This is a genomic window from Burkholderia sp. BCC1640 (assembly GCF_902833125.1).
Classification (GTDB): Bacteria; Pseudomonadota; Gammaproteobacteria; order Burkholderiales; family Burkholderiaceae; genus Burkholderia; species Burkholderia diffusa.
In genome coordinates, this window is record NZ_CADFEF010000027.1 from 62,988 (window position 1) to 89,346 (window position 26,359).

Genomic DNA, 26,359 nt, shown 5'->3' on the forward strand with positions numbered 1-26,359 from the left:
CGCCGCGCGGCTCCGTTTCTCCGTTCCCGCCTTCAGGCGGCCACGCGGCCGCCCGTCATCGCGTCGACGCGCGTGAGGAAATGCTCGCCGTCGCGGCGTCCGAGGTCGTATGCATGCCGCATCTGCGACGGACTCGTGTAATCCCAGCTCGAAATCGGCACTTTGCTCGACGGCTGCACATAGAGCCGCCGCTGGTCGCCATGCGCGACCGTGAACATCTGCGGGCGCGGATACAGCCGCGTGACGAGCACCAGCACGTCGCCCGGCGATGCGTCGAGCGCGTCGACCGGCACGTTGTCGACCATGCCGCCGTCGAGCACCGGCCGGCCGCCGCGGCGCAGCACCGGCGTGAACGGCGGCGTGCACGACGACTGCAGGATCAGGTCGGCGAGTTCTTCGACGCTCGCGCATGCCTGCGCGCGCACGAACTCGGGCCGGAAGCCGAGCGTGCGCCCGAGCGTCGGATGCAGCGTCTTGCGCACGTACTTTTCGATGTTGTATGCAACGAGGCCGGCCGCGACCGCGCTGCGCGCGCCGAGCCAGCGCGGCACGTGCGACACGCCGATGCGGATCTCGGGCGCATCGGCAAGTTGCGGGAACGGCTCGCCGTAGATGTCGAGCAGTGCCTGACGGTAGATCCGGTAATGCGGAAACACCGGCTCGCGCCCGAACAGGTTGCCCCAGTACGCGTTCTTGCGGTTGTGGCGCAGCGCCTCCTCGTAATAGCGCATCACCCACGCGGCGTCGCGCGTATACAGCATGCAGGCGGTCGCCGCGCCGGCCGAGATGCCGGCGATCACGCGCGGACGCAAGCCGAGCGCCGGCTGGGCAACGTCCCAGAAGCCGGCCTGCCACCAGCAGCGATTGCCGCCGCCCGCGAAAACGATCTGGTCGAACATCGCGCCGCTCAGCTGACGAGCGCGTAGGTCGACGTTGCGTGAACGGCCATCTTGCCGTCCTCGTCGAACAGCTCGACTTCGCCGAACACCAGGTTGCGGCCCATCCGCAGCACGCGCGCGGTGACGAGCACGTCGCCCTTGCGCACCGGACGCATGAAATTCGTGTTCAGCGACACGGTGGTCATCGGCCGGAACTCGCCGAGCGCGACCGAGATCGCGACCACCATCGCGGTGTCGGCGGCGGCCGTGAACACCTGCCCGCAGATGATGCCGCCCGAATGACGGAATTCGCCGGAAAACGGCAGGCGCATCGTGACGCTGTCGTCGCCGATCGATACGGGGACCAGACCGAGCGAGCGGACCCACGGGGCCAGCAGGCGGTCCAGCAATTCGCGGACTGCGTTTTCGTCCATCTTCGAATGTCCAGAAAACGTTGCGCGACCGCCGCGCAACAGGTGTGGACGTCATCATACCGGGAGCGCGCCAACTGCGATCGGTCGTGACCGCGCGGGGAGCCGCCGCGGCCGTGACGAAGTATTTTCAGGAAATTTGCAGAAAGCGCTTGCCAAGACCGAAATACCCGTGCATAATCTTTCTTCTGTTGGGGGCGTTAGCTCAGTTGGTAGAGCAGCGGACTCTTAATCCGTAGGTCGAGTGTTCGAGTCACTCACGCCCCACCAGGAATTCAAAAGGCCGGTCAGCGCAAGCTGACCGGCCTTTTTCCGTTCCGGCGACCGATTCAGGCGCCCGCCTGACTCCCCCGCATCGCGGCATGCAATTACATACATGCCTCGCCCGTGCACTTTCCGCTAGAATCGTCCGACAAAATATCACACGACCGGGACGGCGATCGCCATATCGCCGCCGGCACTGAGAGAGCATGGGACGTCAGACATGGAATCATGTGAGCGAGACGCGACCATTCAGAGGGCATGGTCACGCCGACAGCGGCGCGCGCGTCGAGTCGCGCCATCCCCCCGATCGCATCCGGCCCCGTCGCACGACGCGCACCGCGGATCCGGCCATGCCACGTAAGGACGCGCTCGTCGCACTCGCGCTCGGCGTTGCACTGCTCGTGGTCGCAGCGATGCTCGCCGTCATCGCGAGCCATGCGGTGGGTGATCTGGTCCGCACGCCGGGCACGGTCGTGCGCATCGTGCAGGACAGCGACGCGATGCGTGGATACCGCCCGATCGTCGCCTATCTCGCGAACGACGGCCATCGCCGTGAAGTCGCCGGCAATACCGCATCGGTGGTCCCGGCGTATGACATCGGCGAAAGCGTGGACGTCCTGGTCGATCCGGCCCATCCGAACCGTCCCGCGATGATCGACGATTTCACGCAACGCTGGTTTCCCGTCGCGGTGCCGACTCTGCTCGCGGTCGCGTCGCTTGCGATCGGCAGCCTGCTGTACAGGAGCGAGCGCCGCAGCCGGCACGCCGACGCGCTTGCCGCACCAGCCGCCGGCAAGTCGGCCCGGCGCCGCTGGAACATCGCGATCGTGCTGATGCCGATCGCGATCGGCACCGGCTTCCTGGCCGGCGCCGGCGCCGCCGGGCTGAGACAATGGCAGATCGCCCGCCATTACGCGCACTCGACCGGCCACGTCGTCGAGATCACCGAATCCGCACAATCGTCCCGCACACGCACGTCGCTCTATTCGGCGACCATTGCGTTCACGACCGACAGCGGCCGGCCGGTCACGTTCGCGCAAGGCTCGGCTTCATCGCGCCCCGGCCTGTACGAAGGCGAGGTGGTCAACGTGCTGTACGACCCCGTCATACCCGAGCGCGCGGTCATCGACCGGTTCTGGGACCGGTGGGGGCTCACGGCGATCCTGTTCGCGATCGGCGCGCCGTTCCTCGTCGCCGGATTGTTCGTCATCGGTGCGCTGTGGCCCGACCATCGGCCGCACGAACTCACTGAATGACGAACGCGAAGCAGCCGGGCCGTCGACACCACGGCCCGCGCCTCACCGCTCCCTGAACGCCTCCACCTTCGCGCGATTCCCGCACGTGCGCATGTCGCACCAGCGTCGGCCGACGCCACGGCCGCGATCGACGAAGAACCACGTACAGCGGCCGCACTGCCGCACGCGCGCGAAGTCGTCGCCGCGCAGCAGATGCTCGAACCCGAGCGCGGCCGCGTCGACCCAGCGCGACGCCGCACGCGCATCGGGCCGCCATGCGAAGCGGCCATCGACCGCGTCGAACGTGCTGCGCCCGATCGCATCGCGAATCGCCTCCGCGAGCCGGTGCGCCGCCCGCGCGCCGGCGCTGCCGCCGCCACCGCTCGTCAGGTGCGCGAGCGCCACGTATGCATCCTCGCGAAAACCACGCAGCGCGGCGAGCTCGTCCGCGCCGTCCTGCCGGGGATGACGCAGAAACCGTGTCAGGTCGGCCCGAGCCAGCAAGCCCGACTTCTCCGCCCACGCGCGCACGGCCGCCCAGTCGACGAGTTTGTCCTCGTCGCGCGTCTTGCCCGTGTCGGCCACCGTGTTCAGGAAATCGAGCGCCGGATGGCCGCCGACGAAATCGGCCGCGGTCCATGCGTGCGCCTGTCGCGCAGGCTCGTGTCGAGTAACCATTTATTTCCACCTATCGGTTTCATATCCGGATGAACAGGCGTAACCTGTTACCAACCCAAACAGGTTAGCACGGAGGCACCGATGCTCGATCTCGCCAATCGCTTCGTTTTCGACGGTCACCGGATCGCATGGGGCACGCTCGGTGAAGGGCCGCCGCTCGTGCTCGTGCACGGCACGCCGTTTTCATCGCAGGTGTGGCGCCGGATCGCGCCATGGCTCGCGCGACGCCATCGCGTGTTCTTCTACGACCTGCTCGGCTACGGCCAGTCGGACATGCCCGACGCGGACGTCTCGCTCGGCCGGCAGAACGTGCTGTTCGGCGCCCTGCTCGACGAATGGAAAATTTCGCGCCCGCGCGTGCTGGCGCACGATTACGGCGGCGCGACCGTGCTGCGCGCGCACTTCCTCGACGGCATCGCGTATTCGGACCTGACGCTCGTGAACCCGGTCGCGATCGCGCCGCAAGGCTCGCCGTTCGTGCGGCATGTCGCGCAGCACGAAGCCGCGTTCACCGGGCTGCCGGCGTATGCGCACCATGCGCTCGTGTCGGCCTATATCGGCCATGCCGTCGCGCGACCGTTGAGCGACGACGTGCTGTCGATCTATCGCTCGCCATGGCTCACGCCGACCGGCCAGCCGGCGTTCTATCGACAGATCGCGCAAATGCGCCAGCGTTACATCGAGGAAGCCGAGGCATGCTATGCGCCGCCGGACTTTCCGGTGCGCATCGTGTGGGGTGAGGACGACGCGTGGATTCCAATCGAACAGGGGCAGGCCCTCGCCGATCGCATCGCGGGCGGCAAGCTGATCCGCGTGCCGTGTGCGGGGCACCTGGTCCAGGAGGATGCGCCCGAGGCGATCGTCGCCGCGGTGCTCGACGCACACGGACAGGAATGATCGCCCACGCAGCCGTGAGGCGTAGCAAATCAGAAGGCCGGCACGCCCTGCGCGAGCGTCGCGACGAACTTTGCGGCGCGCGGATCGCGCGGCCGCCCGAACAGTTCGCGCGATGCGCCGGCCTCGACCACCCGGCCATCCGCGAGAAACACCGCATCGTGCGCGACCGACGCCGCCAGGCGCAGGTCGTGCGTGGCCATCAGCATCGTCGTGCCTTCCCGCGCGAGCTGGCGCAGCACTTCGACGACTTCGATGGACAACTCAGGATCGAGCGCGGACGTCGGCTCGTCGCACAGCAGCACCTGCGGCGACGGTGCGAGCGCGCGGGCGATGGCCACGCGCTGCTGCTGGCCGCCCGACAGCGTCGCGGGCCATGCGTCGGCCTTGTCGGCGATACCGACCTTGTCCAGCAACGCGAGCGCCCGTTCGCGCGCCTGCTCGCGCGGCCAGCGCTGCACGGTCACGAGCCCTTCCATCACGTTCTGCACGACGCTCAGGTGCGGAAACAATTGGAAGTTCTGGAACACCATGCCGGTCTGACGGCGCACCGCGAACACGTGATCGCGCGACGGGCGACGCCCCGCCGCGAAGTCGATGCGGGCATCGCCGACCGTGAGCACGCCCGCCTCCGGCACTTCGAGCAGGTTCACGCAGCGCAGCAGCGTGCTCTTGCCGCTGCCGGACGGCCCGATCAACGCGGTCACGCTGCCGGGCTGCAACGCGAGGTCGATGCCGGTCAGCACGCGCTGCGCGCCGAACGATTTGTCGATGCGTTCGAGACGGATCATCGCAACTCCGCGTGGAACAACGCATGGCGCCCGAAGCGGAGCTCGAGCCGACATTGCAGCGACGAGAGCACCGAACTGAACAGCAGATAGATCAGCGCGGCTTCGGTATAGAGGATCAGCGGCTCGTAGGTGACGGCCGCGATGCGCTGCGCAGCCTGGAAGATCTCGGGCACGGTCAGCACGGCCGCGAGCGACGTGTCCTTCACCAGCGAGATGAACGAGTTCGACAGCGCGGGCAGCGCGACGCGCGCGGCCTGCGGCAGGATCGCGCGGCGCAGCGCCTGCGCGCGTGTCATCGCCATCGAGTACGCGGCTTCCCACTGCCCCTTCGGGATCGACTCGATCACGCCGCGGATCACCTCGGCGTTGTACGCGCCGACGTTCAGCGAGAAGCCGATCACGGCGGCGGTCAGCGGATCGAGCACGATGCCGACGTTCGGCAATCCGTAGAAGATCACGAACAGCTGCACGAGCAGCGGCGAGCCGCGAAACAACCAGATGTAGAAACGCACGCCGGCCTGCACCCAGCGCGGCCCGAACAGGCGCGCGAGCGCCGCGCCGAACGCGAGCAGCAGGCCGATCGCGAACGACGCGAGCGTGAGCGGAACCGTGAACACGAGCCCTGCCACCAGCAGGGGCCGCAGCGATTCCGCCATCAGGTGCAGCCAGGGCGGCATCGGTCAGCCTCGCGTCACGGCTGCGACACGTCGCGGCCGAAGTACTTCTGCGAGATCTTCGCGTAGGTGCCGTCGGCCTTGATGTCCGCGAGCGCCTTGTCGATCGCCGCCACCAGCGCGGGACTGCCCTTGCGCAGCAGCACGCCCGATGCATCGCCGGCGCCGCTCGTGTCGGTCGCCGCGATCTTCAGTTTCGCGTCGGGCTTGTGCTTGCGGAAATCGAGGTACGACAGCGAATCGTTGATCGTCGCGTCGACGCGACCCGCGCTCAGCAGGTCGATCGATTCGTTGAAGCCCTGCACGGGCACCACGTCCGCGCCGTGCGCGGCCGCGAGCTTGCCGAAATTGCTGGTCAGCGTGTTCGCGGATTTCTTGCCCTTCAGGTCGTCGAACGAGCGGATCGACGTGTTGTCCGCGCGCACGATCAGCACCGCGTGGGACGTGATGTACGGTGTCGAGAAATCGTATTTCGCCTTGCGCGCATCGGTGATCGACACTTCGTTGACGACCGCGTCGTATCGGTTCACGTCGAGGCCCGCGATCAGCCCGTCCCACTTGCCTTCGACGAACTCCGCCTTCACGCCAAGCCGTTGCGCGATCGCGGTCGCGATGTCGACGTCGAAGCCGGTCAGCTTGCCCGACGCATCGTGATACGTGAACGGTGCATAGGTGCCTTCGGTGCCGACCCGGAACACGCCGGCCGACTTGATCTGCGCGAGACCGTCGGCCGCCAGCGCGCTCGTGACGGCAGTGGCCTGCAGCAATGCGACGACCAGGATGGAGCGAAGGAATTTCATGGTGCGGACCCCGAACGATGGAAGGGAGTGGACCCGCCGGCCCGAACGGCCGCGCGAGAGGTCCGCGAATTCTACCGACGCGCCGATATCCGGCAAAAACGCAAATCCGCTAACGATATGAGCGCGTCGAATAACGAACGCGCCGGCCGGCCACGCCCATTCCGCAGACGAAATCCGTCGCGATACAGCGCGGCGATCGTACGACGATTCGTTACCGGCAGTTACAGAAGCGACGCTGCGGTATCACCCATTCGGCAAGCGCTACGTACCATGAAGACATGGTGAACCGATTGCTCGCGGGCCTTGCCGCCCGCGAACGGAGTGAACGGAAAATGAAACGCATCCTGTTGTCCAGTGCTCTCGGCATCGCGGCCGCCTGCCTGTCGGCAAGTGCGTTCGCGCGTGCCGACATCGGCGTGTATTTCGGGGTGCCGGGCCCCGTGATCGAAGCGCCGCCTGTCTATTACGCGCCGCCGCCGCCCGTGATTTACGAGCCGGCACCTGTCTATTACGGCCCGTACTACGGCGACTACCGTTACCGCTACTACCGGCACGACAACGGCTGGCATCGCGGCTGGCGTCGTCACCATCACGAGGACGAGGATTGACCGTCGCGTGGCGGCCGGCGCGTCCGCATCATGCACCGCTTACCACGGTAGCGAATAGGTCTTCGTGTTCGTGAAGCTCTTCATCGCCTCCTGCACGCCTTCCTTGTAGCCGAGGCCCGAATCCTTCACGCCGCCGAACGGCGTCAGTTCGAGCCGGTAGCCCGGCACCTCGCGCACGTTCACGCTGCCGACCTCCAGCTCCGTGATGAAGCGCGTGATGCTGTCGAAGCGGTTCGTGCAGACCGACGACGACAACGCATAGTCGGTGCTGTTCGACATCCGGATCGCGTCGTCGATGTCGCGAAAGCGCATGATCGGCGACACCGGCCCGAACGTTTCGTACTTCACGAGCGGCATGTCGGGCGTCACGCGATCGATGACCGTCGGCGAATACAACGCGCCGTCGCGCACGTTGCCGACCAGGAGCCGCGCACCGCGCGCGATCGCGTCGTTCACCTGCTGCTCGCAGAACTTCGCGGCCGCTTCGTCGATCACGGTGCCCATGTCGACCGACGGATCCGCCGGATTACCGTAAGCCCACGCGCGGGTTTTCTCGACGACCAACTCGGTGAAGCGATCGGCCACCGCCTCGTGCACGAGCATGCGCTTGATCGCGGTGCAGCGCTGCCCCGAGTTCTTGTACGAGCCCGACACGGCGAGCGTGCTCGCTTCGTCGAGATCGGCGTCTTCCATCACGATGATCGGATCGTTGCCGCCGAGTTCGAGCACCGCGCGCCGGTAGCCCATCCGCGACGCAATCGACTTGCCGATCGACACGCCGCCGGTGAACGTGATCAGATCGATCGCCGGGTTCGTGATCAGCTCGTCCGCGATTTCCTTCGGGTCGCCGGTGATCACCTGCAGCATTTGCGGCGGCAGGCCGGCTTCATACAGGATGTCCGCGAACAGGTAGCACGACAGCGGCACCTTCTCCGACGGCTTCACGACGATCCGGTTGTTGGTCGCGACCGACGGCACGACCTTGTGCGCGACCTGGTTCATCGGATGATTGAACGGCGTGATCGCGGAGATCACGCCGAGCAGCGGTTCGCGCTGCGTGTACACGCGACGCTTCTTGCCGTGCGGCGTCAGATCGCACGAGAAGATCTGCCCGTCGTCCTTCAGCACCTCGCCCGCGCCGAAGGTGAGCACGTCGGCCACGCGCCCCGCTTCGTACGTCGAATCCTTGATGCACAACCCGGCCTCGGCCGTGATCAGCGCCGCGATCTCGGCGGTGCGCGCACGCACGATGTCGGCCGCGCGGCGCAGGATCGCCGCACGCTCGTGGCGCGTGAGCGACGGCCGGTATGCACGCGCGACGGCGAATGCACGTCGCACGTCGTCGAGCGTCGCCTTCGGCACGGTGCCGACCAGCGTTCCGTCGTACGGGTTGCGGACCTCGATCACCGCGTCGCGATGAATCCGCTCCCCATCGATTCGCAGTGCTTCACGATGAGGTGAACCGGTCGCCGTCGAGGCTGCAATGGCGTTCATGATGTCTCCCTGGCGGATGCGTCCGCGTCACTGCAGATGATTGAGCGCGATGTCGATGATGTCGAAGTTGCGCAGTCGCGCGCGGCCCGTGACGTCGGTCGCGACCGGCTTGCTGAAGATCAGCGGCACGATCTGCTCGGAGATCCCGCCGTGCGAGCGCAGCGGCACATCGAGGCCCGACAGGTCGTGCTTGATGCGGCGCGTGCCGAGCACGACGTCCTGCTTCGAGATCACGATCAGGTCGCCCATCCGGTCGGGCGGCAGCTCGAAGCGTGCGCAGCCTTCGGCACCCGTCAGCACGACCTCGATGCCGTCCACCTCGGCGAGCCGCGCGCGCAGCGCGTCGGCGTCGGCGGAAGCCGGCACGTAGACGGTCGCGAACGAGCCGAGCGCACCGTGATGCACGACGTACGGATCGGTGATCGGCAGGATCACGCGCGCGGCGTCGTGGCCGAGCCACTCGTCGAACAGCTCCTGCAGGTAGATCACGTTCGGCTCGCCGGTCTCGCCGTCGTGCTTCGCGTTCATCCCGTGGTCGGCCGTGATCGCGACGATCGCGCCGAGCGCGTCGAGCCGCTTCAGATACGCGTCCATCATCTGGTAGAACGCGTTCGCGCCATCGGTGCCGGGTGCGCACTTGTGCTGCACGTAGTCGGTCGTCGACAGGTACATCAGGTCGATCGGGCGCGTCTCGAGCAGGCGCACGCCGGCCGCGAACACGAACTCGGACAGGTCCGCGCTGTACACGCTCGGCACCGGCTTGCCGACCAGCTCGAGCACGTTGTCGATGCCGTTTTCCTCGAGGCTCGCCTCGTCGGCCTTCTCCGACGAGAAGCAGATACCCTTGAGCCCCTTGCCGAGCAGGCGCCGCAGCTTGTCCTTCGCGGTGACGACCGCGACGCGCGCGCCCTGTTCGGCGAAGGTTGCGAGCACGGTGGGCGCAACGAGGTACTTCGGATCGTTCATCAGCACCTCGGCGCCGGTGTCGCGATCGTAGAAGTAGTTGCCGCTTATCCCGTGGATCGCCGGCGGCACGCCGGTCACGATCGACAGGTTGTTCGGGTTCGTGAAGCTCGGCACCACGCACTCGCCCTTGAGCGCCGTGCCCGGCTTCAGCAGCGTGCGCAGGAACGGCGCGACGCCGGCCTCGGCCGCCATCTCGAGATATTCGTAGGCGCAGCCGTCGACGCAGACCACCACCACGGGGCGGCTCATCCAGTTGTAGCGGCGGCCGTTCACTTCCACGGATACAGGCGTTTCGGTCATGACGTTCAGTCCTTTCGGTTCGAAGGGGTCGAGCTGTCGGCGCCCGCGCCGCGCCGAGGAGGTCTTTTCCATGCTTGACATTAAAGTTGATGATTTGTAGATTGTCAACAACATGCAGAGAACAGAAAGCAAAAGACCGGGCGATCCGAACTACGATTTCAAGCGCATTTATCAGGTGGTCAAAAAGCGCGGCTACATTCCGTATCCGGGCAACGTTCCGCGTCGGCTGCATCGGCCACTTCGGCGAAGCCGGTATTCCCGGCGCGGTCGCCGCGATCGCCGACACGCTGAACGCGATGGGCGTGCCGCGCGTATCCGCCGAAGCGGCGGCCTGACACGATGCGCCCGCCGCACGACGTCACGCGTCGCCGCGCGGCGGCTTCGTTTTGTTTTCCCGCCGTGTGCGGCACGGCAATCTTCGACCCTTACCGGCACGACATCCGATGCGACCTTTCTGGATCGAACAAGCACTGTTCAACGATGGCGATCTCGCCCCCGCGCTGCAGGGCGCGACGCAGGCCGACGCCTGTATCGTCGGCGGCGGCTTCACCGGGCTCTGGACCGCGATCCAGGCGAAGCAGCAGGACCCGGCGCTCGACATCGCGATACTCGAGGCCGACCTGTGCGGCGCCGGCGCGAGCGGGCGCAACGGCGGCTGCCTGCTTACATGGTCCGCGAAATTCCTGACGCTGCGGAGGCTGTTCGGCGAAGCGGAGGCGATCCAGCTCGTGAAGGCGTCGGAGGCGGCCGTCCAGCACATCGCCGACTTCTGTCGCGCGCATCGCATCGATGCCGAGCTGCGGCTCGACGGCACGCTGTACACCGCGACATCGCGCGCGCAGGTCGGCACGCTCGCGCCGGTGCTCGACGCGCTAGTCGCGTGCGGCATCCACAGCTACGAGCCGCTGCCGGCCGCCGACGTCGCGCGCCGCTCGGGCTCCGCACGCAATCTCGACGGCGTGTACTCGCCGATCGCCGCGACCGTGCATCCGGGCAAGCTCGTGCGCGGACTGCGCCGCGTCGCGCTCGACATGGGGATCCGGATCTACGAACGCACGCCGCTAGTCGACTTCACGCCGGGGCAGCCGGCCGTCGTGCGCACGCCGTCCGGCAGCGTGCGCGCGAGCAAGCTGGTGTTCGCGATCAACGCGTGGATGGCGAGCCGCTTCCAGCAGTTCGAACGCACGATCGCGGTCGTGTCGAGCGACATGGTCATCACCGAGAAATGCCCGGAACTGCTCGAGCGGACCGGGCTCGTGGACGGCGTGTCGGTGCTCGATTCGCGGATCTTCGTGTATTACTACCGCACGACCGCCGACGGCCGGCTGATGCTCGGCAAAGGCGGCAACACGTTCTCGTGGCGCAGCCGCATCGCGCCGGTGTTCGACCGGCGCTCGCCGTACGAGGCGCAGCTCACGCGGAGCCTGCGCGAGTTCTTCCCGTCGCTCGCCGGCGTGCCGATCACCGCAAGCTGGAACGGCCCGTCGGACCGCTCGGTGACGGGCTTCCCGTTCTTCGGCCGCCTCGACGACGCGCCGAACGTGTTCTACGGCTTCGGCTATTCGGGCAACGGCGTCGGGCCGACCTACATGGGCGGGCAGATCCTGTCGTCGCTGGTGCTCGGCCTCGACAACGCATGGACGCGCAGTCCGATCGTGCGCGGGCCGCTCGGCCATTTCCCGCCGGAGCCGATCCGCTATGTCGGCGCGCACGTCGTGCGCAATGCGATCCGCCGCAAGGAGCGCGCGGAAGACGAGAACCGACGGCCGGCGAGGATCGACACGTGGCTCGCGAAATTCGCGAGCGCGGCGGGCAAGGCCGACAAGGCGTGACGAAGCGATGACGCGACGCGCAACGAAGCGCAACGAAAAAGGGACGCTGCGAAGCGTCCCTTTGCTTTTGCTACGACCGCCCGTGCGGCCGCGTCACACGCGCGCGGCTTTCTCGCGCGCCGCCTTGCCCGCCGCGGGCAGCCCCTGCTCGTGCGTGCGGCGCATCCGCGCGAGGCCGTGCGCGAGGTGCTCGCGCACGAGCGCGACGGCATTCTCTTCGTCGCCGCTCGCGAGCGCCTGCACGATCTTGCCGTGCTCGGCCGCCGACACCGCGATCGCGTCCTCCTCGGCCTCGATCGCGGCCTGGCGCAGCAACCCGAGCTGGCGCACGAGACGGCGATAGGTGTCGGTGAGGTGCGTATTGCCGACCCCGACCACCATCGCGTCGTGGAACTGCACGTTCAGCTCGGTATAGCGCGTGACGTCGTGCGCCTTCGCCGCCTCCTTCATCGACTGGATGATGCCCTTCAGCACCTTCAGCGTGTCGGGCGAAATGCGTTTCGCGAGCGCGCGCGCGACCGACTCGTCGAGCATCGCGCGCACTTCGTAGATTTCCTCTGCCTCGCGCAGCGGCACGACACGCACCGTCACGCCGCGGTTCTTCTCGTTGCGCAGCAGCCCGGCCTGCTCGAGCGCGCGGAATGCCTCGCGCACGGGCCCGCGCGACACGTTCAGCTTGGTCGCGATATCGACTTCGTTGAGTTTCTCGCCCGGCGCATATTCACCGGACACGATCGCGCGCTCGAGCATGTCCTGGACAATCATCGCAAGCGACTGGCTTTGCAGGAGTTCGATGGCGTTGAGCGCGTTCGGGGCAGTCATGATCGGGCAGGCAGCGAAGCCGCGGATGAGAACGAGGGCGCCATGTCGGCGAATGATCGTTGTATACCCTCGGCCCGATATATTGTCAACAGTTTTCAGTTTCCAAAAACCAGTTCCTCGTGCCGGAATGCGGTCAGCGTGCGGCCGGCGCGCGCACGCCGGACCGCACGACGCAGGCCTGCCGTCAGGCCGTCTGCTTGACCGGCCCCGGATCGCTCTGGCTTGGCCGGCCCGTCTCGACGTGGCCCGCGAAGCGGCGCACGACCTTGTCGTCGCCGCCGCGCAGCGTCGTCGCGGTGATCGTCAGATCGTACCAACCGTGGCTCGACGACAACTCGAAGTGATCTTCGATCCGCTCGCCCGGATCCAGCGTGTAGCTGCGCGCATGCGCGTGGCTGTACGCGTTGTCGACGACCACGCGGCATGCCGCACGACCGCTGTTGCGCAGTTGCAGGTACACGTGGCGATTGCGCACGTCGTAGCCGATCTTCGCTTCCGGATTCGCGTGGTGGCCGTCCGCAGCCAGCCGCGTGTTGCCCTGGAATTCGCACAGATAGCCGTTCGGGCCATAGGCGGCGAGATGGTAGTCGCCGCGCGCGGCCGACGTGCTCCAGGTATCGGCGAAGCGGTCGTGCGACGACACCGCGTAGCGGCGCGGCGGCGTCCCCGGATTGCGGCGGTCGTACACGTAGAACGCGGCGCCCGCGTCACCCGAGTTCGCGAAATCGAGCGACACGCTGTCGTCGCGCCCGTTCACGCGGGCATGCACGAACAGTTCGTACGGCAGCGCGCGCGCCGGACGCGTGCCGGGCTCCTGCGCCGGCATCGACTGCTGCGCGGGCACCTGGTACGCCTGGCCGGCGGTGGCGATGTGCTGCGGCACCGTGAAGCTCACCGTGCGCGTATCGGGCCGCGCGGAGAAGTCGAACGCCGACGTGAGGTCGCCGCAGACCGACCGGCGCCACGCGCTGATGTTCGGCTCCTGCACGCCGAAGCGCGCTTCGAGGAAACGCAGCACCGACGTGTGGTCGAACGTCTCCGAGCAGACCCAGCCGCCCTTCGTCCACGGCGAGATGATGATCAGCGGCACGCGCGGCCCGAGGCCGATCGGCTGGATGCCGCCCGGGTCCGCGCCCGGCACGAGCGGGCTCATCTCGCCCGGATACTTGTTCAGGTCGAGCAGTTCGTCGCCGAGGTTCGACAGCAGGTTCGACGACACGATGCCCTGGCCGCCCACGCCGCTCGTGACCGGCGGCACCGGCGGCACGACGTGGTCGAACAGCCCGTCGTTCTCGTCGTAGTTGAGGATGAACACCGTCTTCGCCCACACTTCGGGGTTCGACGTCAGCGCCTCGAGCACCATGTTGATGTAGAACGCGCCGTCGGTCGGCGACGCCTGCGGGTGCTCGCTGTACTTGTACGGCGCGACGATCCACGACACCTGCGGCAGCCGGTTCGCCTGCACGTCGGCCTTCAGCTCGGCGAGCGTGTGGTCCGACGCGCCCTTGTCGACCAGCGGGCCGCTCGCGCCTTCCTTCACCTGGAACTTCTTGAAGAACATCAGCGAATTGTCGGTGTAGTTGTCGGTCGGGTCGCCCGGAATGCCCGTGCCGCCCTGGTACACCTTCCAGCTGATCTTCGCGTTCTCGAGACGTTCCGCGTAGGTCGTCCACGTGTAGCCGTTCGTGTTGTTGCGCTCGCCGATGCCGGGGCCGTTCGGCTGCGCGCCGTACACGTTGCGCGAGTCGATCGTGCCGGTCCACAGATAGATGCGGTTCGGTGCCGTGTCGGCGTGCGCGGAGCAGAAGTACGAATCGCAGATCGTGAATGCGTCGGCCAGTGCGTAGTGGTACGTGAGATCCTGGCGCTTCAGGTAGCCCATCGTCAGCACGTCCTGCTTCTGGTTCACCCACTGGTCCCACTGGCCGTTGTTCCAGGACAGGTGGCCGCTGCTCCAGCCGTGGTTGGTGCCCGGCTGGAATTCGGTCGTCTGCTTCGGATCGAGGTAGAACGGCAGCACGTACGGCGCGGACGGGTCGAGCCCGCGCGAATGGTAGTTCTTCGTGAACACCGAGGCCGGCGGCTGCTGCCACACCGGCGCACCGTTCGGCAGCAGGTGCGGGCGCGGGTCGTTGAAGCCGCGCACGCCGCGCAGCCCGCCGAAGTAATGGTCGAACGAGCGGTTTTCCTGCATGAAGATCACGACGTGTTCGACGTCGCGGATCGTGCCGGTGCGATAGGCGGCCGGCATGGCCAGTGCGTTGCGGATCGCGGGCGGGAAGCCGGCGTAGGCGGCCATCGCGCCGGCCGACTGGGCGGCGAGGCGCAGGAAATCGCGTCGATTGGTGGCGGACATGAAGAGGATCCTGTGGGTCGGTAAGGGTGGCGCCGGTCGAGCGGGGCCGGCGGTCGGTGCGTTGCCGTTATTACTCCGCACCGGCGTGTCCCGGCCGTGACCGGTTCCAGCAGGTTTCTTGCGCTCACCCCCAGCTTTTTTTCGAAGCGGCGCCCGGTGCGCCTTTCATCCGGCCGACACATGCCTGCGCTACGCTGACGCGCGATGAAGAGGGGGGAGAAGCCGAGTCGTGTTCGATCAGCTGAAGGCGTTCCACGCGACCGTCCGGCAGGGCAGCATCACGCGCGCCGCGCGCCACCTGGGCGTCAGCCAGCCGACGATCGCCGCGCAGATCCGGCAGGTCGAGCAGTTGTACGGCGTCGAGCTGTTCTATCGAAGCGGCCGCAAGCTCGAAGTCACCGAGACCGGGATCGAGCTGCTGCCGCTCGTCGAGAAGATGATCGCGCTCGAGGCGCAGGCCGACATCATGCTGCGCAACGTCGGCGGCCTGTTCGAAGGACATCTGCGGATCGGCGCGACCGGGCCGTACTACATCATGGATGCGGTCGGCCGCTTCTCGCATGCGCATCCGTCGATCGCCCTCACGTGCCGGATCGGCAATTCCGAGGAGATCCTCCAGGCGCTGCAGGAATTCCGCATCGACCTCGCGGTGTCGTCGCAGCGCAATGACGCGGACGGCCTCGAACGCAAGGTGATCTCCACCGATCCGCTCGTGCTCGTCGTGCATCGCGACCATCCGCTCGCGCGCTTCGACGCGATCGACGCCGCGCAGCTCGCCGACGTGCGGCTGCTGATGCGCGAGGAAGGATCGGTCACGCGCAGCTGCACGGAGACGATCCTCGCGGCGGCCGGCGTTGCGGCCACGTCGGTCGCCGAGATCGGCAGCCGCGAAGCGATCCGCGAGGCGATCCTGCATGGCGTGGGCGGCAGCCTGTTTCCGCGCGGCGAGGCCGAGCGCCATCCGGACTTGCGCGTCGTCGCGCTGCGCGGCGTCGACACGACGATCGACGAATACGTGTATTACCTGAAGGCGCGCCGCCAGAGCCCCGCGATCGATGCGTTCCTCGAGTGCATCCTGCCGGCGCAGGCCGCGACGCACGAGCCAACGCACGCGACGCGGCCGGTGAGCGCGTGCTGAGCCGCTCCGCGTTCACCGGTTTCGCGCATTTCCCGTCGCGCTTCCCTGCACATTCCCCGTACTTTTCCTGCGCTTTTTCCGCGCCTTCCCTCGTCGTTTTCCTCGTGCCTGCCTTCTTGCTTCCCGCCGTGCGCTACTTCGGCAGCGCCGGAATCATCCACGTGAACACGTGCTGCTGCAGGAACACGAGCACGCCGAGCAGCAGCGTGAGGATCACGCTGTGCCAGAACGTGCGCGCGAACACGACGCCTTCCTGCCCCTTCAGGTCGGTCGTCGACACGCCCGTGGCGATGTTCTGCGGCGAGATCATCTTGCCCATCACGCCGCCCGACGAGTTGGTCGCGGCCATCAGCACCGGATCGAAGCCGAGCTGTCTCGCGGCGACCACCTGCAGGTTGCCGAACAGCGCATTGCCGGACGTGTCGCTGCCGGACAGGAACACCGCGATCCAGCCGAGCGACGCCGACACGAGCGGAAACAGCGCGCCGGTCGACGCGACGCCGGTGCCGAGCGTGTAGCTGATGCCCGAATAGTTCAGCAGATACGCGAGCCCGACGATCATCATCACCGTGACGATCGCGATCCACGTCTGCCGCCACGTCTTGACCACGCATTCGAAGAACGCGCCGACGCCGGTGCGTGTCAGCACGGCCGTGATGATCGCCGACAGGAGGATCGCGGTGCCGGTACCGAGCGGCTGGAAGTCCCAGATCGCCGCATACGGCTTGTGATACAGCGACACGAACACCGTATTGTGCAGGCCCGGCCACTTGATCTTCACGTCGCCGATCGCCGCGACGTTCGCGTGCACCCAGACGATCACGACCACCGACACGACGATCCACGGCAGCCAGCCGCCGAAGCCCGCGCGCGCGGCGCCGGCCGCGGCGGGCACGCTGCGCGCGAGCGCGAATTGCGGATCGGGCTGCGGCTTCCACACCTGCAGGAAGCCGATCGTGACGATCAGCGACGTGAGTGAAGACAGCACGTCGGTGAGCTGATAGCCGAGGAAATTCGACGTGACGAACTGCGCGATCGCGAAGCTGCCGCCCGACACGAGCAGCGCGGGCCACAGCTTCGCAATCGAGCGCAGGCCGCCGTACGCGCCGACCACGTAGAACGGCAGCAGCAGCGCGAAGAACGGCAGTTGCCGGCCGACCATCGCGCCGAGCGTCGCGGGCGGCAGCGACGTGACCGCGCCGAGCACGGTGATCGGCACGCCGAGCGCGCCGAACGCGACCGGCGCCGTGTTGAACAGCAGCGTGTAGGTGAGCGCTTCGAGCGCGGGGAAGCCGAGCGCAATCAAGAGCGCGCTGGTGATCGCGACCGGCGTGCCGAACCCGGAGATCCCTTCGAGCAGACAGCCGAACGAGAACGCGACGACGAGCAGCACGAGGCGGCGGTCGTCGGGCAGGTTGTCGAGCATCCACTGCCGGAACTGGTCGAAGCGGCCCGACTTCACCGCGATGTTGTACAGCAGCAGCGCGTTGAAGACGATCCACATCACCGGCACGACCGCGAGCGCCATGCCGGCGCCGACCGCGTCGAACGCGAGGCTGGCCGGCATGCCCCACGCGCCGATCGCGACCGCGAGGCCGGCGACGAGGCCGGCGAGCGACGCCTGCCATGCGGGCCGGCGCAGCACGCCGAGCGCGATCAGTGCGACCGCGATCGGGATCACGGCGACGAGAAACGACAGGAACAGCGAGTTGGCGACGGGCGTCAACGGCTGCGCGAACAGGATGCCGGGCGGCAGGGCTGCGGTGGGATTCATCTTGTCTCCATTGTCGACCGGAGTTAGCGCTTTAGCGCTTACTCAGGTCCCATGCTTCGCGGTCGACCGGGGCTCGCGCATCAACGGCTGCGCACACCTCGATCCCGTTCAAACGTCCGTTCCACGGCCGCAACGATCATCCGGCGCTTGCGCATGCAACCATGCCGCAACGCCGACCGATCGGTCGCTTAAAAGAGGTTAGGAGGCGCATCGCGCTTCTACAAGGAGGGCAACCCCGATGCGCGCGGTGCCGATACACGGCGTTCGCCGCACGCTGAACGGCCGCTGGCGACCCGCTGACGCGCGCGCCCGCCGGCCGCCAGCGCAATGTTGCTCAACCGGCAAAGGTGACTGACGGGACGCAGGGTGTTTCGTTTGGCATCCGAAGCCTAGACTCGCTGCATCGATTCCGTCCGTGCCGACGAAGGCGCGGCTCCGGAACCCTCACGGAGCAAACACGATGAAGACCATGAAACTTGCGGCGTACGCGTTGGTGCTGATCGGCTCGGCCGTCGCCGCCCAGGCTCAAGCGCAGGCCGCGTCGACGCTGACGCGCGCGCAAGTTCGCCAGGAACTCGCGGAACTGCAGGCCGCCGGCTATCGGCCGAGTCTCGCCAGCGGTCCCGACTTTCCGCAAAACATGCAGGCGATCATGCAGCGCGCAGCCCAAGCGCGCGACGCGGCCGGCCACGGCAGCGACGGCCATGCGAATGTGGAATCAGGAAAGCCGGCGCTGCCGCGCGCGGTCGATCGCGACACGTACGCGCATCACTGAAGCGGCTGAAACGGGGCCGGGCGCATGACCGCGCGACCATCCGGCTCGCAGCCGGCATGCCCGCTGCGCGCCGCGCAGCGGGCGACGGCCATCACACGCTGAAGCGGTTCAGCGTATAGGCACGATAGGCCGCGACGAACGCGTCGAATGATCCGGCCTCCTTCGCTTCCAGCTCGGCCTGCTCGGCCAGCGACTTCGCCGCGAGCGCCTGCTCGGCGCGCATCGTCTCCGCCGATGGCGGGTTCGCGCGGAAATGCGCGGCATGCGCTTCGCTGTGCGCGAGCGCGAACGCGAGGAACGACTGTCCGTTCTCGCGCATCGTGCGCAGCACGCGCGCCGACGGCGTGCGCTCCGGATCGGCGAGCTTCTCGCGCTGCGCGGCGATCGCACGCGCATGCTCGTCGCCGCCGCGGATCTCGTCGAGACGGCGCCCGACGGTTTCGATATCGGCCATCAAGTCGTCCGCCCACGCCTGCAGCGTGACCGGCTGGCCGTCGCGCACCAGCGTGAGCCCCGGCTTGCGCCCTTCCATCGTCACGCTGCCGAAGTTCGCATTCGCTTCCTTGTACGCGTCGCAGTCGAGCGCGGGGCTTTCGTCGAGCGCGCAGGCGAGCAGGAACGCGTCGATGAAGCGCGCGGTCTCCAGCGCGATGCCGGTCGGCTCGAACGGATCGATGTCGAGGCAGCGCACTTCGATGTATTGCACGCCGCGCGACGCGAGCGCATGCAGCGGACGCTCGCCCGAATACGTGACGCGCTTCGGCCGGATCGTCGAGTAGAACTCGTTCTCGATCTGCAGCACGTTCGTGTTGATCTGGATCCACTCGCCGTCGCGATGCGTGCCGATCGCCTCGTACGGCGGATACGGCTCGCTCACGGCCTTCGACAGCGCATCGAGATAGCCGGGCAGCGTGTTGTAGTCGACGTGCAGCGCGGCCTGCGCGGTCGTGTTCGAGTAACCGAGGTCGCTCATCCGCAGGCTCGTCGCGTACGGCCGGTACAGCGTATCGGCATCGAACGCGTCGAGCTTGTGTGGTTTGCCGCGCAGGAATTTCGCGTCGAGCGCCGGCGATGCGCCGAACAGGTACATCAGGAGCCAGCTGCGGCGACGGAAGTTGCGGATCTGCGCGAGATAGCGCTCCGACTGGTAATCGACGAGCGTGGCCGTCGAGCCCTCTTCCGCATGCAGGCGCCGCCACACTTCCTCGTGCAGCGAATAGTTGTAGTGGATGCCGGCGATGCACTGCATCGTGCGGCCGTAGCGATACGCCAGGCCGCGGCGGTACACCGTCTTCAGGCGGCCGATGTTCGACGTGCCGTAGTCGGCGATCGGAATTTCATCATCGGCCGGCAGCAGGCCCGGCATCGAGTCGTTCCACAGCATCTCGTCGCCGAGCGACGCATACACGTAGCGGTGCAGATCGTCGAGACGTTCGAGCGTAACCGACGCGTCGCCTTCCGCCGGCGTGATCAGTTCGATCAGCGCTTCGGAATAGTCGGTCGTCAATGACGGGTGCGTGAGCGCCGAACCGAGCGCGCGCGGATGCGGCGTGAACGCGATCATCCCGTCGCGCGTCACGCGCAGGCTTTCCTTTTCGATGCCGCGCAGGCCGTCGGGCAGATGCTGCCGCGTCGGGCCCGAGCTCAGCGCTTCGAGACGATTCAGCAGCAGTTCGGACTGGCGGTGAGTCATGGTGTTCGACATGGAGACGCAAGTGCGTGACGGCCGCGCGCGGAATGCCGCACGCGGCCGGCTGGATTATTGGTCGCTTCGTTGGTAGCGGGCACTTTAACATCTCGCCGTCACACGCGCTTGAGGTGGCGCCGGGCGGTGCGCGCCGGCCGCTGCGGGCCGTCTGGCGGGCCGATGGCCGCGAACGCCGCGCGCGCAGCCGGCCGTCGTCGGCGCCGACGGACGCGGCGATCACGCGACATTCGTCGGAAGGAACGTGAGCGACGAGCACGGCAGCGCCATCAGGTGCAACCCGTTCTGCCGAACCCGGGATGCATCGTCGTCACGGCCGGGTCGATCGTACGCGCCGGAGCAACGGACATCGCCGTCAAACGTCGCAACCGTGAGGATCACCGACCGATCACTGCCGGCGTGACGCCCCTTGCGGGTTGCGTCGCGGCCCTGCCCGGTCGCACCCGCCGGCCTGCGGCGGCGACCGTCATCCGCCGCGCGCGCCGCCGGCCCGGTCCGTCACGTCGTTCCACAAATGAAGCGCCGCATACGCGCGCCACGGCCGCCAGCCTTCGGTTCGGCTTTTCTGGCTCGCGAGCCGGTCGAGCGACGGATCGCGCGCGGCGATCGACTGCATCAGCACCAGATCGGACGCCGGCCACGCGTCCGGGTCGCGCCACGCGCGCATCGCGATGTATTCGACGGTCCACGGGCCGATGCCGGGCAGGTCGAGCCACGCGCGGCGCAGCGTCGCGAGATCGGCCTGCGCGGGATCGAGCGGCACGTGGCCGGCCGCCACCGCGCGCGCCATGCCCGTCAGCGCGGCGGCGCGCTTGCCGGGCATCCCGATCTTCTCCAGATCGCATGCGGCGAGCGCATCCGGCGTCGGGAAACGCCACGCGGGGGCGCCGTCCGGCGCCGCCATGCCGTCGTCGTGCACGACGCGCTCGCCGGCCCGCTGGACGAGCCGACCGACGATCGTCGTCGCCGCCTTCACGCTCACCTGCTGGCCGACGATCGCGCGCACCGCAAGCTCGAACCCCGACCAGGCGCCCGGGACGCGCAACCCCGGCGCGGCCTCGACGAGCGGCGCGAACCATGGGTCGCGCGCGAGCCCGCCGCCGATCGCGGCCGGGTCGGCGCCGAGGTCGAACATCGATGCGACGCGGTGCGCGAATGCATCGTCGACATGCCGCGCGGCCGCCCCTTCGAGCGTCGCGATGAGGCAATGCCGGCGCGGATGCTTCGTGACGGTAAGCCTGCCCGCGTCGCCGTTCAGGTCGACGATCCGGCGATACATGCCGTCGACGACCTGTTCGACACCCGGAATCGCCCGTCCGCTGAAGAAGCGCAGCACGCGCGCCCAGTCGTACGGCGCCTTGAAGCGCAGCGCCATCTGCGCGGACGGCGGCACGTGGCCGCCGTCCGCGATCGACGTCATCGTGGTTTTGTCGATGCTCAAACTGCGTTGCCCTCCGCAACGGCTTCGGTTTCATCGTCGCGCACATGGCGCGCCTCGGACGCGAGCAGCGTCGCCTTGCGGCGCACGCCCCAGCGATATCCGGCGAGCGCGCCGCCCTTCTGCACGACACGGTGACACGGGATCGCGAGCGCGACCGGGTTCGACGCACAGGCCGATGCGACGGCCCGCACCGCGCGCGGCGCGCCCAGCGCCTCGGCGATCTCCGAATAGCTGCGCGTCTCGCCGTACGGGATATGCGTCAGCGCTTCCCACACGCGCTGCTGGAACGCGGTCGGCGCGATGTCGAGCGGCAGGTCGAACGCGTGCCGCGTGCCGTCCAGATACGCGCGGATCTGCGCGACGAACGGCGCGAGCCGCGACGGCGATTCGACCAGCTCGGCACGCGCGAACGCGTCCTTCAGTTCGCCGACGAGCGACGCCGGTTCGTCGCCGAACGCGATCCGGCAGATGCCCTGTTCGGTCGCGGCAACGAGCACCGTGCCGAGCGGCGTCGACGCGGTCGCGTAATCGATCCGCAGGCCCGCGCCCTGACGACGGAACGCGGACGGCGCCATCCCCAGCTCGCGCGGCACCGATGCGTAGAGCCGCGACGGCGAATTGAACCCCGCGTCGACGGCCGCCTGCGTGACCGGCTGCCCGCTTTGCAGCGCCTCGCGCAATGCGGCGCCACGCTGCGCGGCCTGATACTGTCGCGGCGACACGCCGACCACGCGCTTGAACAACCGCTGCAGGTGGAACGGGCTCACGTGCACGGCGTCGCTCAGCTGCTGCAGCGTGAGCCGCTCCGGATGCGCGTCGAGCACCGCGCACGCGCGATTGACGATCTCGAGCTCGCGCGGCAGCCCTTCCGGCTGGCAGCGCTTGCACGGGCGGAAGCCGGCCGCGCGGGCGGCGGCCGGATCGGCAAAGAAGGACACGTGCTCGCGCCGCGGCAGCCGCGACGCGCAGCTTGGGCGGCAGAACACGCCGGTCGTGCGCACGGCATAGAAGAACGCGCCGTCCGCATGCGGATCGCGGGCGGTCACGGCGCCCCAGCGGGCATCGTCGGTCGAATAGGCGGTTTTCATCTGAACCTCGCACTCTCCAGTGTAGATGGTGCCTACTCTAGACATCGGCATGGGCCGTCGCGCCCTGAATCTTGCTCTGTGATTCGCGCCGACGAAATCGGGGACACAATCGGAGGCGCATCGAAACCATTCAATCGGATGAAAAGCCGCGCAAGCGCTGCGTCGACGCCGCTTTCGTCATCATCGCGTCACCATTTTGCTGCAGTGCGGATGCGACAAATCGCCGTCCTGACCATTTTTTACACTCGGAATATTGCAACGCACCATCGCCGTGTGTATAGTTGGAACTGTCTCCTCCATGTCTCCTCCTGATATGGATTAAGCCCGTTCCGCTCTGCGTGAACGGGCTTTTTTTCGTCCGTCGATCGTGCCGCGTTCCGGCATATGTCGCCGGCGCGGTCTACACTCGGTGCACGCCATCCGCGAAGGAGTGCCCGCTCATGAAACCGACCATCCGCGCGATCGATCACGTCGTGCTACGCGTGACCGACATGGCTGCGATGACGCACTTTTACTGCGATGCCGTCGGCTGCCACGTGGAGAAGGAACAACCCGACCTGGGCCTTGTACAGTTGCGCGCCGGCGACGCGCTGATCGACCTGCTGTCGGTTGGCGGCCCGATCGACCGTCCCGACAGCGGCCCACCCGGCACCGGCCGCAATCTCGACCATCTCTGCCTGCGCGTCGAGCCATTCGACCCCGAAGCACTGATCGCGCATTTCGCCGCGCATGGCGCGCGCCCCGGCGCCCCCGCCGAACGTTACGGCGCCGGCGGCTACGGGCCGTCGATCTATCTGTTCGATCCCGAAGGGAACATGCTGGAATTCAAGGGGCCGCCCGCCGCGCTCGGCTGAGCGCCGGCCGTCAGGCGTCGGCGCGCGCCTTCAGGACCGTCCATTCGACCGCGACGGGATCGTGATCGGCGCTCGAGATCCAGGCGGCGCCGTCCTGGACCGTGCACTGCAGGCGCATCGTACGCTCGGCGAGACGCCCGAGCGCGGCGGCGACACCGTCGGCCAGCGACAGCACCTGGACGTTGCGCAGCCGCTCCACCTTGCTGCGCACGCCCTGCCACCAGATGTCCGAGGTCTTGCCGCCGTACGCGATCACCGTGACCTGCCCGGCGCGGCCAGCCGCCTTCGAGATGCGCCGTTCGTCGGGTTGGCCGGCCTCGATCCACACGTCGATCGCGCCCGTCAGGTCCTTCTGCCACAGATCGGGTTCGTCGACGTCCGACAGCCCCTTGCAGAATTCGAGACGCTCGTGCGCGAACAGCGCGAACGCGACGATGCGCACCATCATCCGGTCGTCGGTTTCCGACGGGTGACGGGCGACCGTCAACGAGTGATCGGCGTAGTAGTGCCGATCCATGTCGGCGATTTGCAGCTCGGCTTTGTAGATCGTGGATTTCAGCGCCATGCGGATACGGCCCGGGGCGGGCATTCGGTTCGGTCGGGCCGTGATGATACCGAATGCGCGGCGCCCGGCGCGTGACGGACGCTCCACAGCACGACGGCCCGGCATCGGCCGGGCCGCGTTCGTGCCGCGCCGCCGGCGGTTCCGGCCGGCGTGCGCGTGCGAGAGATGCGCGTGCGGGTTACTGCTTGACGAAGCGCGAATCGGTCCAGAGGCCTTGCTGGTCGCTGTTGTCGGCGCTGACGAACTGGACGTCGCCCTGATCGACCGACACCACGCGGAAACGCTGGCCTTCCGGCACCGACAGGCAACGGTAGTCGTCGAAATACTGCTGCTTCGCCTGCGACTTGCCGTCACGCTCGTGACTCAGTACGGAGTCCAGATTGTCTTTCGACAGACAGCCCCACGCATTCTTCGTCAGCTGGATTTCCTGCTTCGGCTGGACAGCCGCATCGCCGCCCGCCTGGGCGATCGACACCACGGAAAATGCGCCGACAAGGGCAAAGAGGACACCGGTACGTTTCATCATGTTCTGTCTCCAGGCTTGCGGGCACCAGGCTCGGTTAGCTATGTGTTTAAAGGTGATCGTGAACCCGCGTTTTTCACTTTAGAAGACCGGCAAGCGATATCAAGCACATTTGTTGTGCGATCGCAATAGCGGCGAATTGTCGCACCCTGCGCGCCCCCGATTTTTTGCTTGCCGCACGCACGCGGTGTTATCTGCCATCGGGTGAATTTGCTCGCGCCACCGGGCGCAAAGTGCTGTCCAGCAAGACTGTCAGCGAAATCGCAATACGCCGATTGAACGGTTTGGATAATTCATTTCGATATCGAGATCGTTTTGATGCATTGCACATAAAGTCATCCGAAACGATATGAATTTACCGCAGTGCGGCACCGGAATTACCTGATACAAGAAAAATGCCAGGTATAAGCGCACTCGTATTTACCCGTATTTTCCAGAATGGGTCGAGCGCCCCGCAGCGCGTGGCCGCAGGGCGTCTTCGCCACTCCTTTTACTCGGCTTTATTCAGACCGATTGCGGCCGCTCGAAATAATCGCGCTGGAAGATGCACATGCGATAAGCGTTGTGATACGCGCCGTTTCCGAAAAATTCTTCCTTCAATTCCGCCTCGTGCTGGAATCCGCATTTCTCGTATACGTGGATTGCCGCCGCATTCGACGTATCGACGATCAGGTACAGCTTGCGCATGTTCAGCACCTTGAACGCATATTCGATCGCGAGGCGCGTCGCCTGGCCCGCGTAGCCGCGCCCCTGGCATTGGGGCGCGATGATGATCTGGAACTCGCCGCGACGGTGGATGTAGTCGAGCTCGATCAGCTCGACGAGGCCGACCAGTTCGTCTTGCGGATCGACCGCGACGAAGCGGCGCTCGCGCTGGTCGTGCACATGGCGGTCATACAGTTGCGACAGCTCGGAGAAGGTTTCGTACGGCTCCTCGAACCAGTAGCGCATGATCTTCGCGTCGTTGTTCAGCTCGTGAACGAAGCGCAGGTCCTGGCGCTCCAGCGGCCGCAGTGCAAGCGAGTGCTTGTCGTTCTGGAGTTGCATGTTCGTGTCCTTTTTGATGCCCGCGTGCGCGAGAAGCGTCCGGCCGCGGCATCGCGAACGAGGCGCGTTCCGCGCTGCAAGAAGTTGTCCGCGGGCGAAGTTCAGAGCCTAGAATGGGAGCAAGGGTTCCTGCCACCGCAAGGAGGCTATCGTGATCGAGCAAGTCATACTCGGCATCTTTCTCGTATTGCCACTCGTGATCGTGGCTGCGCTGTTCTCCGACGAACTGTGGCAGGAACATCGGCGCCAGCATCCGCGCGACGAAAACGCACCGCATATCGACTGGAAGCATCCGTGGCGCCGCGTGCGGCGCGGGCACTGAGTCGATCGCCATCCCCGCAGGCACTCCGTCCGGGCCGGTCGCCCCGATCCGAACGGGGTCCCTTCCGCGAAGAACCGATTCCCGCTCAACCAGCGAGACGCCGA

25 protein-coding genes, 1 tRNA gene and 1 pseudogene are annotated in these 26,359 nt (G+C 67.1%); 10 read left to right on the plus strand and 17 right to left on the minus strand.

Annotation, left to right across the window (positions count from 1 at the left end):
• Positions 1-32 precede the first annotated feature (32 nt).
• Entirely contained in the window at positions 33-899 is an 867-nt protein-coding gene (locus tag HWX25_RS25445) for a patatin-like phospholipase family protein (RefSeq protein ID WP_059534905.1), read from the minus strand.
• Positions 900-907: 8 nt separating this feature from the next.
• A complete protein-coding gene (locus tag HWX25_RS25450) occupies positions 908-1,312 on the minus strand; it encodes a PaaI family thioesterase (RefSeq protein WP_040142566.1) in 405 nt (134 codons plus the stop codon).
• Between the two features lie 191 nt (positions 1,313-1,503).
• On the opposite strand from HWX25_RS25450, the gene HWX25_RS25455 reads away from it, so the two are divergent.
• A tRNA-Lys gene (locus HWX25_RS25455) sits at positions 1,504-1,579 on the plus strand.
• Between the two features lie 200 nt (positions 1,580-1,779).
• Positions 1,780-2,829 carry a DUF3592 domain-containing protein gene (locus HWX25_RS25460; protein ID WP_175911168.1) on the plus strand — a complete coding sequence of 350 codons (1,050 nt, stop codon included), beginning with the start codon at positions 1,780-1,782 and terminating at the stop codon, positions 2,827-2,829.
• A gap of 42 nt (positions 2,830-2,871) precedes the next feature.
• Here the strand turns inward: HWX25_RS25460 and HWX25_RS25465 are convergent, their stop codons facing one another.
• On the minus strand, positions 2,872-3,486 hold the full coding sequence (locus tag HWX25_RS25465) for a CGNR zinc finger domain-containing protein (protein WP_175911170.1): 615 nt from the start codon (positions 3,484-3,486) through the stop codon (positions 2,872-2,874).
• A gap of 81 nt (positions 3,487-3,567) precedes the next feature.
• Between HWX25_RS25465 and HWX25_RS25470 the strand changes: the two genes are divergently transcribed.
• Entirely contained in the window at positions 3,568-4,383 is an 816-nt protein-coding gene (locus HWX25_RS25470) for an alpha/beta hydrolase (protein ID WP_175911172.1), read from the plus strand.
• Between the two features lie 29 nt (positions 4,384-4,412).
• Here HWX25_RS25470 and HWX25_RS25475 read toward each other — a convergent pair whose 3' ends face one another.
• Genes HWX25_RS25475 through HWX25_RS25485 form a run of 3 tightly spaced genes read right to left on the minus strand, consistent with a single transcriptional unit; the run spans position 4,413 to position 6,645 of the window.
• Positions 4,413-5,171, minus strand: a complete 759-nt coding sequence (locus tag HWX25_RS25475; RefSeq protein WP_175911174.1) for an amino acid ABC transporter ATP-binding protein — start codon at positions 5,169-5,171, stop codon at positions 4,413-4,415.
• The gene (locus HWX25_RS25480) at positions 5,168-5,848 is read right to left on the minus strand and encodes an amino acid ABC transporter permease (protein WP_175911176.1); all 681 of its coding nucleotides are present in this window, start codon (positions 5,846-5,848) and stop codon (positions 5,168-5,170) included. The genes HWX25_RS25475 and HWX25_RS25480 overlap by 4 nt, the downstream gene beginning before the upstream one ends.
• 14 nt (positions 5,849-5,862) lie before the next feature.
• Positions 5,863-6,645 (minus strand): amino acid ABC transporter substrate-binding protein, encoded by a 783-nt coding sequence (locus HWX25_RS25485; protein WP_059534891.1) that lies wholly within the window; start codon positions 6,643-6,645, stop codon positions 5,863-5,865.
• Between the two features lie 332 nt (positions 6,646-6,977).
• On the opposite strand from HWX25_RS25485, the gene HWX25_RS25490 reads away from it, so the two are divergent.
• Positions 6,978-7,253, plus strand: coding sequence for a hypothetical protein (locus tag HWX25_RS25490; protein WP_059535130.1), 276 nt, complete (start codon positions 6,978-6,980; stop codon positions 7,251-7,253).
• 39 nt (positions 7,254-7,292) lie between these two features.
• Here HWX25_RS25490 and phnY read toward each other — a convergent pair whose 3' ends face one another.
• Together phnY and phnA are read right to left on the minus strand one after the other, a co-directional pair.
• Positions 7,293-8,747 (minus strand): phosphonoacetaldehyde dehydrogenase, encoded by a 1,455-nt coding sequence (gene phnY / locus HWX25_RS25495; RefSeq protein WP_175911178.1) that lies wholly within the window; start codon positions 8,745-8,747, stop codon positions 7,293-7,295.
• Positions 8,748-8,774: 27 nt separating this feature from the next.
• Positions 8,775-10,013, minus strand: coding sequence for a phosphonoacetate hydrolase (gene phnA / locus HWX25_RS25500; protein WP_175911180.1), 1,239 nt, complete (start codon positions 10,011-10,013; stop codon positions 8,775-8,777).
• Between the two features lie 136 nt (positions 10,014-10,149).
• On the opposite strand from phnA, the pseudogene HWX25_RS25505 reads away from it, so the two are divergent.
• Both HWX25_RS25505 and HWX25_RS25510 read left to right on the plus strand, forming a co-directional pair.
• A pseudogene (locus HWX25_RS25505) lies at positions 10,150-10,348 on the plus strand (2-aminoethylphosphonate--pyruvate transaminase); the annotation flags it as partial.
• Between the two features lie 108 nt (positions 10,349-10,456).
• Positions 10,457-11,845 (plus strand): FAD-dependent oxidoreductase, encoded by a 1,389-nt coding sequence (locus HWX25_RS25510; RefSeq protein WP_175911182.1) that lies wholly within the window; start codon positions 10,457-10,459, stop codon positions 11,843-11,845.
• Between the two features lie 93 nt (positions 11,846-11,938).
• On the opposite strand, the gene HWX25_RS25515 is transcribed toward HWX25_RS25510, so the two are convergent.
• Both HWX25_RS25515 and HWX25_RS25520 read right to left on the minus strand, forming a co-directional pair.
• Positions 11,939-12,667: a phosphonate utilization associated transcriptional regulator gene (locus HWX25_RS25515; protein ID WP_175911184.1), complete on the minus strand. Its 729-nt coding sequence runs from the start codon at positions 12,665-12,667 to the stop codon at positions 11,939-11,941.
• A gap of 184 nt (positions 12,668-12,851) precedes the next feature.
• Positions 12,852-15,023 carry a phospholipase C, phosphocholine-specific gene (locus HWX25_RS25520; protein WP_175911186.1) on the minus strand — a complete coding sequence of 724 codons (2,172 nt, stop codon included), beginning with the start codon at positions 15,021-15,023 and terminating at the stop codon, positions 12,852-12,854.
• Between the two features lie 229 nt (positions 15,024-15,252).
• On the opposite strand from HWX25_RS25520, the gene HWX25_RS25525 reads away from it, so the two are divergent.
• Complete coding sequence (locus HWX25_RS25525) at positions 15,253-16,161, plus strand: LysR family transcriptional regulator (RefSeq protein ID WP_175911188.1); 909 nt, start codon at positions 15,253-15,255, stop codon at positions 16,159-16,161.
• A gap of 133 nt (positions 16,162-16,294) precedes the next feature.
• Here HWX25_RS25525 and HWX25_RS25530 read toward each other — a convergent pair whose 3' ends face one another.
• The gene (locus HWX25_RS25530) at positions 16,295-17,935 is read right to left on the minus strand and encodes an L-lactate permease (protein ID WP_175911190.1); all 1,641 of its coding nucleotides are present in this window, start codon (positions 17,933-17,935) and stop codon (positions 16,295-16,297) included.
• A 460-nt stretch (positions 17,936-18,395) separates the two neighbouring features.
• Between HWX25_RS25530 and HWX25_RS25535 the strand changes: the two genes are divergently transcribed.
• Positions 18,396-18,710 carry a DUF4148 domain-containing protein gene (locus tag HWX25_RS25535; protein ID WP_175911192.1) on the plus strand — a complete coding sequence of 105 codons (315 nt, stop codon included), beginning with the start codon at positions 18,396-18,398 and terminating at the stop codon, positions 18,708-18,710.
• A gap of 91 nt (positions 18,711-18,801) precedes the next feature.
• On the opposite strand, the gene gshA is transcribed toward HWX25_RS25535, so the two are convergent.
• The 3 genes from gshA to ada form a co-directional block, all read right to left on the minus strand.
• A complete protein-coding gene (gshA, locus tag HWX25_RS25540; RefSeq protein ID WP_059819979.1) occupies positions 18,802-20,415 on the minus strand; it encodes a glutamate--cysteine ligase in 1,614 nt (537 codons plus the stop codon).
• A gap of 466 nt (positions 20,416-20,881) precedes the next feature.
• Positions 20,882-21,835 carry an AlkA N-terminal domain-containing protein gene (locus HWX25_RS25545; RefSeq protein ID WP_244138793.1) on the minus strand — a complete coding sequence of 318 codons (954 nt, stop codon included), beginning with the start codon at positions 21,833-21,835 and terminating at the stop codon, positions 20,882-20,884.
• Between the two features lie 17 nt (positions 21,836-21,852).
• Positions 21,853-22,944, minus strand: a complete 1,092-nt coding sequence (gene ada, locus HWX25_RS25550) for a bifunctional DNA-binding transcriptional regulator/O6-methylguanine-DNA methyltransferase Ada (RefSeq protein ID WP_059691902.1) — start codon at positions 22,942-22,944, stop codon at positions 21,853-21,855.
• Positions 22,945-23,384: 440 nt separating this feature from the next.
• Here ada and HWX25_RS25555 point away from each other — a divergent pair, with 440 nt between their 5' ends.
• Positions 23,385-23,798, plus strand: coding sequence for a VOC family protein (locus tag HWX25_RS25555; RefSeq protein ID WP_059534865.1), 414 nt, complete (start codon positions 23,385-23,387; stop codon positions 23,796-23,798).
• Positions 23,799-23,808: 10 nt separating this feature from the next.
• Here HWX25_RS25555 and HWX25_RS25560 read toward each other — a convergent pair whose 3' ends face one another.
• The 3 genes from HWX25_RS25560 to speG form a co-directional block, all read right to left on the minus strand.
• Positions 23,809-24,363: a YaeQ family protein gene (locus tag HWX25_RS25560; protein WP_175911196.1), complete on the minus strand. Its 555-nt coding sequence runs from the start codon at positions 24,361-24,363 to the stop codon at positions 23,809-23,811.
• 178 nt (positions 24,364-24,541) lie between these two features.
• Positions 24,542-24,889 (minus strand): hypothetical protein, encoded by a 348-nt coding sequence (locus tag HWX25_RS25565; RefSeq protein WP_044848669.1) that lies wholly within the window; start codon positions 24,887-24,889, stop codon positions 24,542-24,544.
• A gap of 501 nt (positions 24,890-25,390) precedes the next feature.
• Positions 25,391-25,933: a spermidine N1-acetyltransferase gene (gene speG / locus HWX25_RS25570; protein ID WP_059534864.1), complete on the minus strand. Its 543-nt coding sequence runs from the start codon at positions 25,931-25,933 to the stop codon at positions 25,391-25,393.
• A 151-nt stretch (positions 25,934-26,084) separates the two neighbouring features.
• Between speG and HWX25_RS25575 the strand changes: the two genes are divergently transcribed.
• On the plus strand, positions 26,085-26,255 hold the full coding sequence (locus HWX25_RS25575) for a hypothetical protein (RefSeq protein ID WP_006489933.1): 171 nt from the start codon (positions 26,085-26,087) through the stop codon (positions 26,253-26,255).
• Positions 26,256-26,359 lie beyond the last annotated feature (104 nt).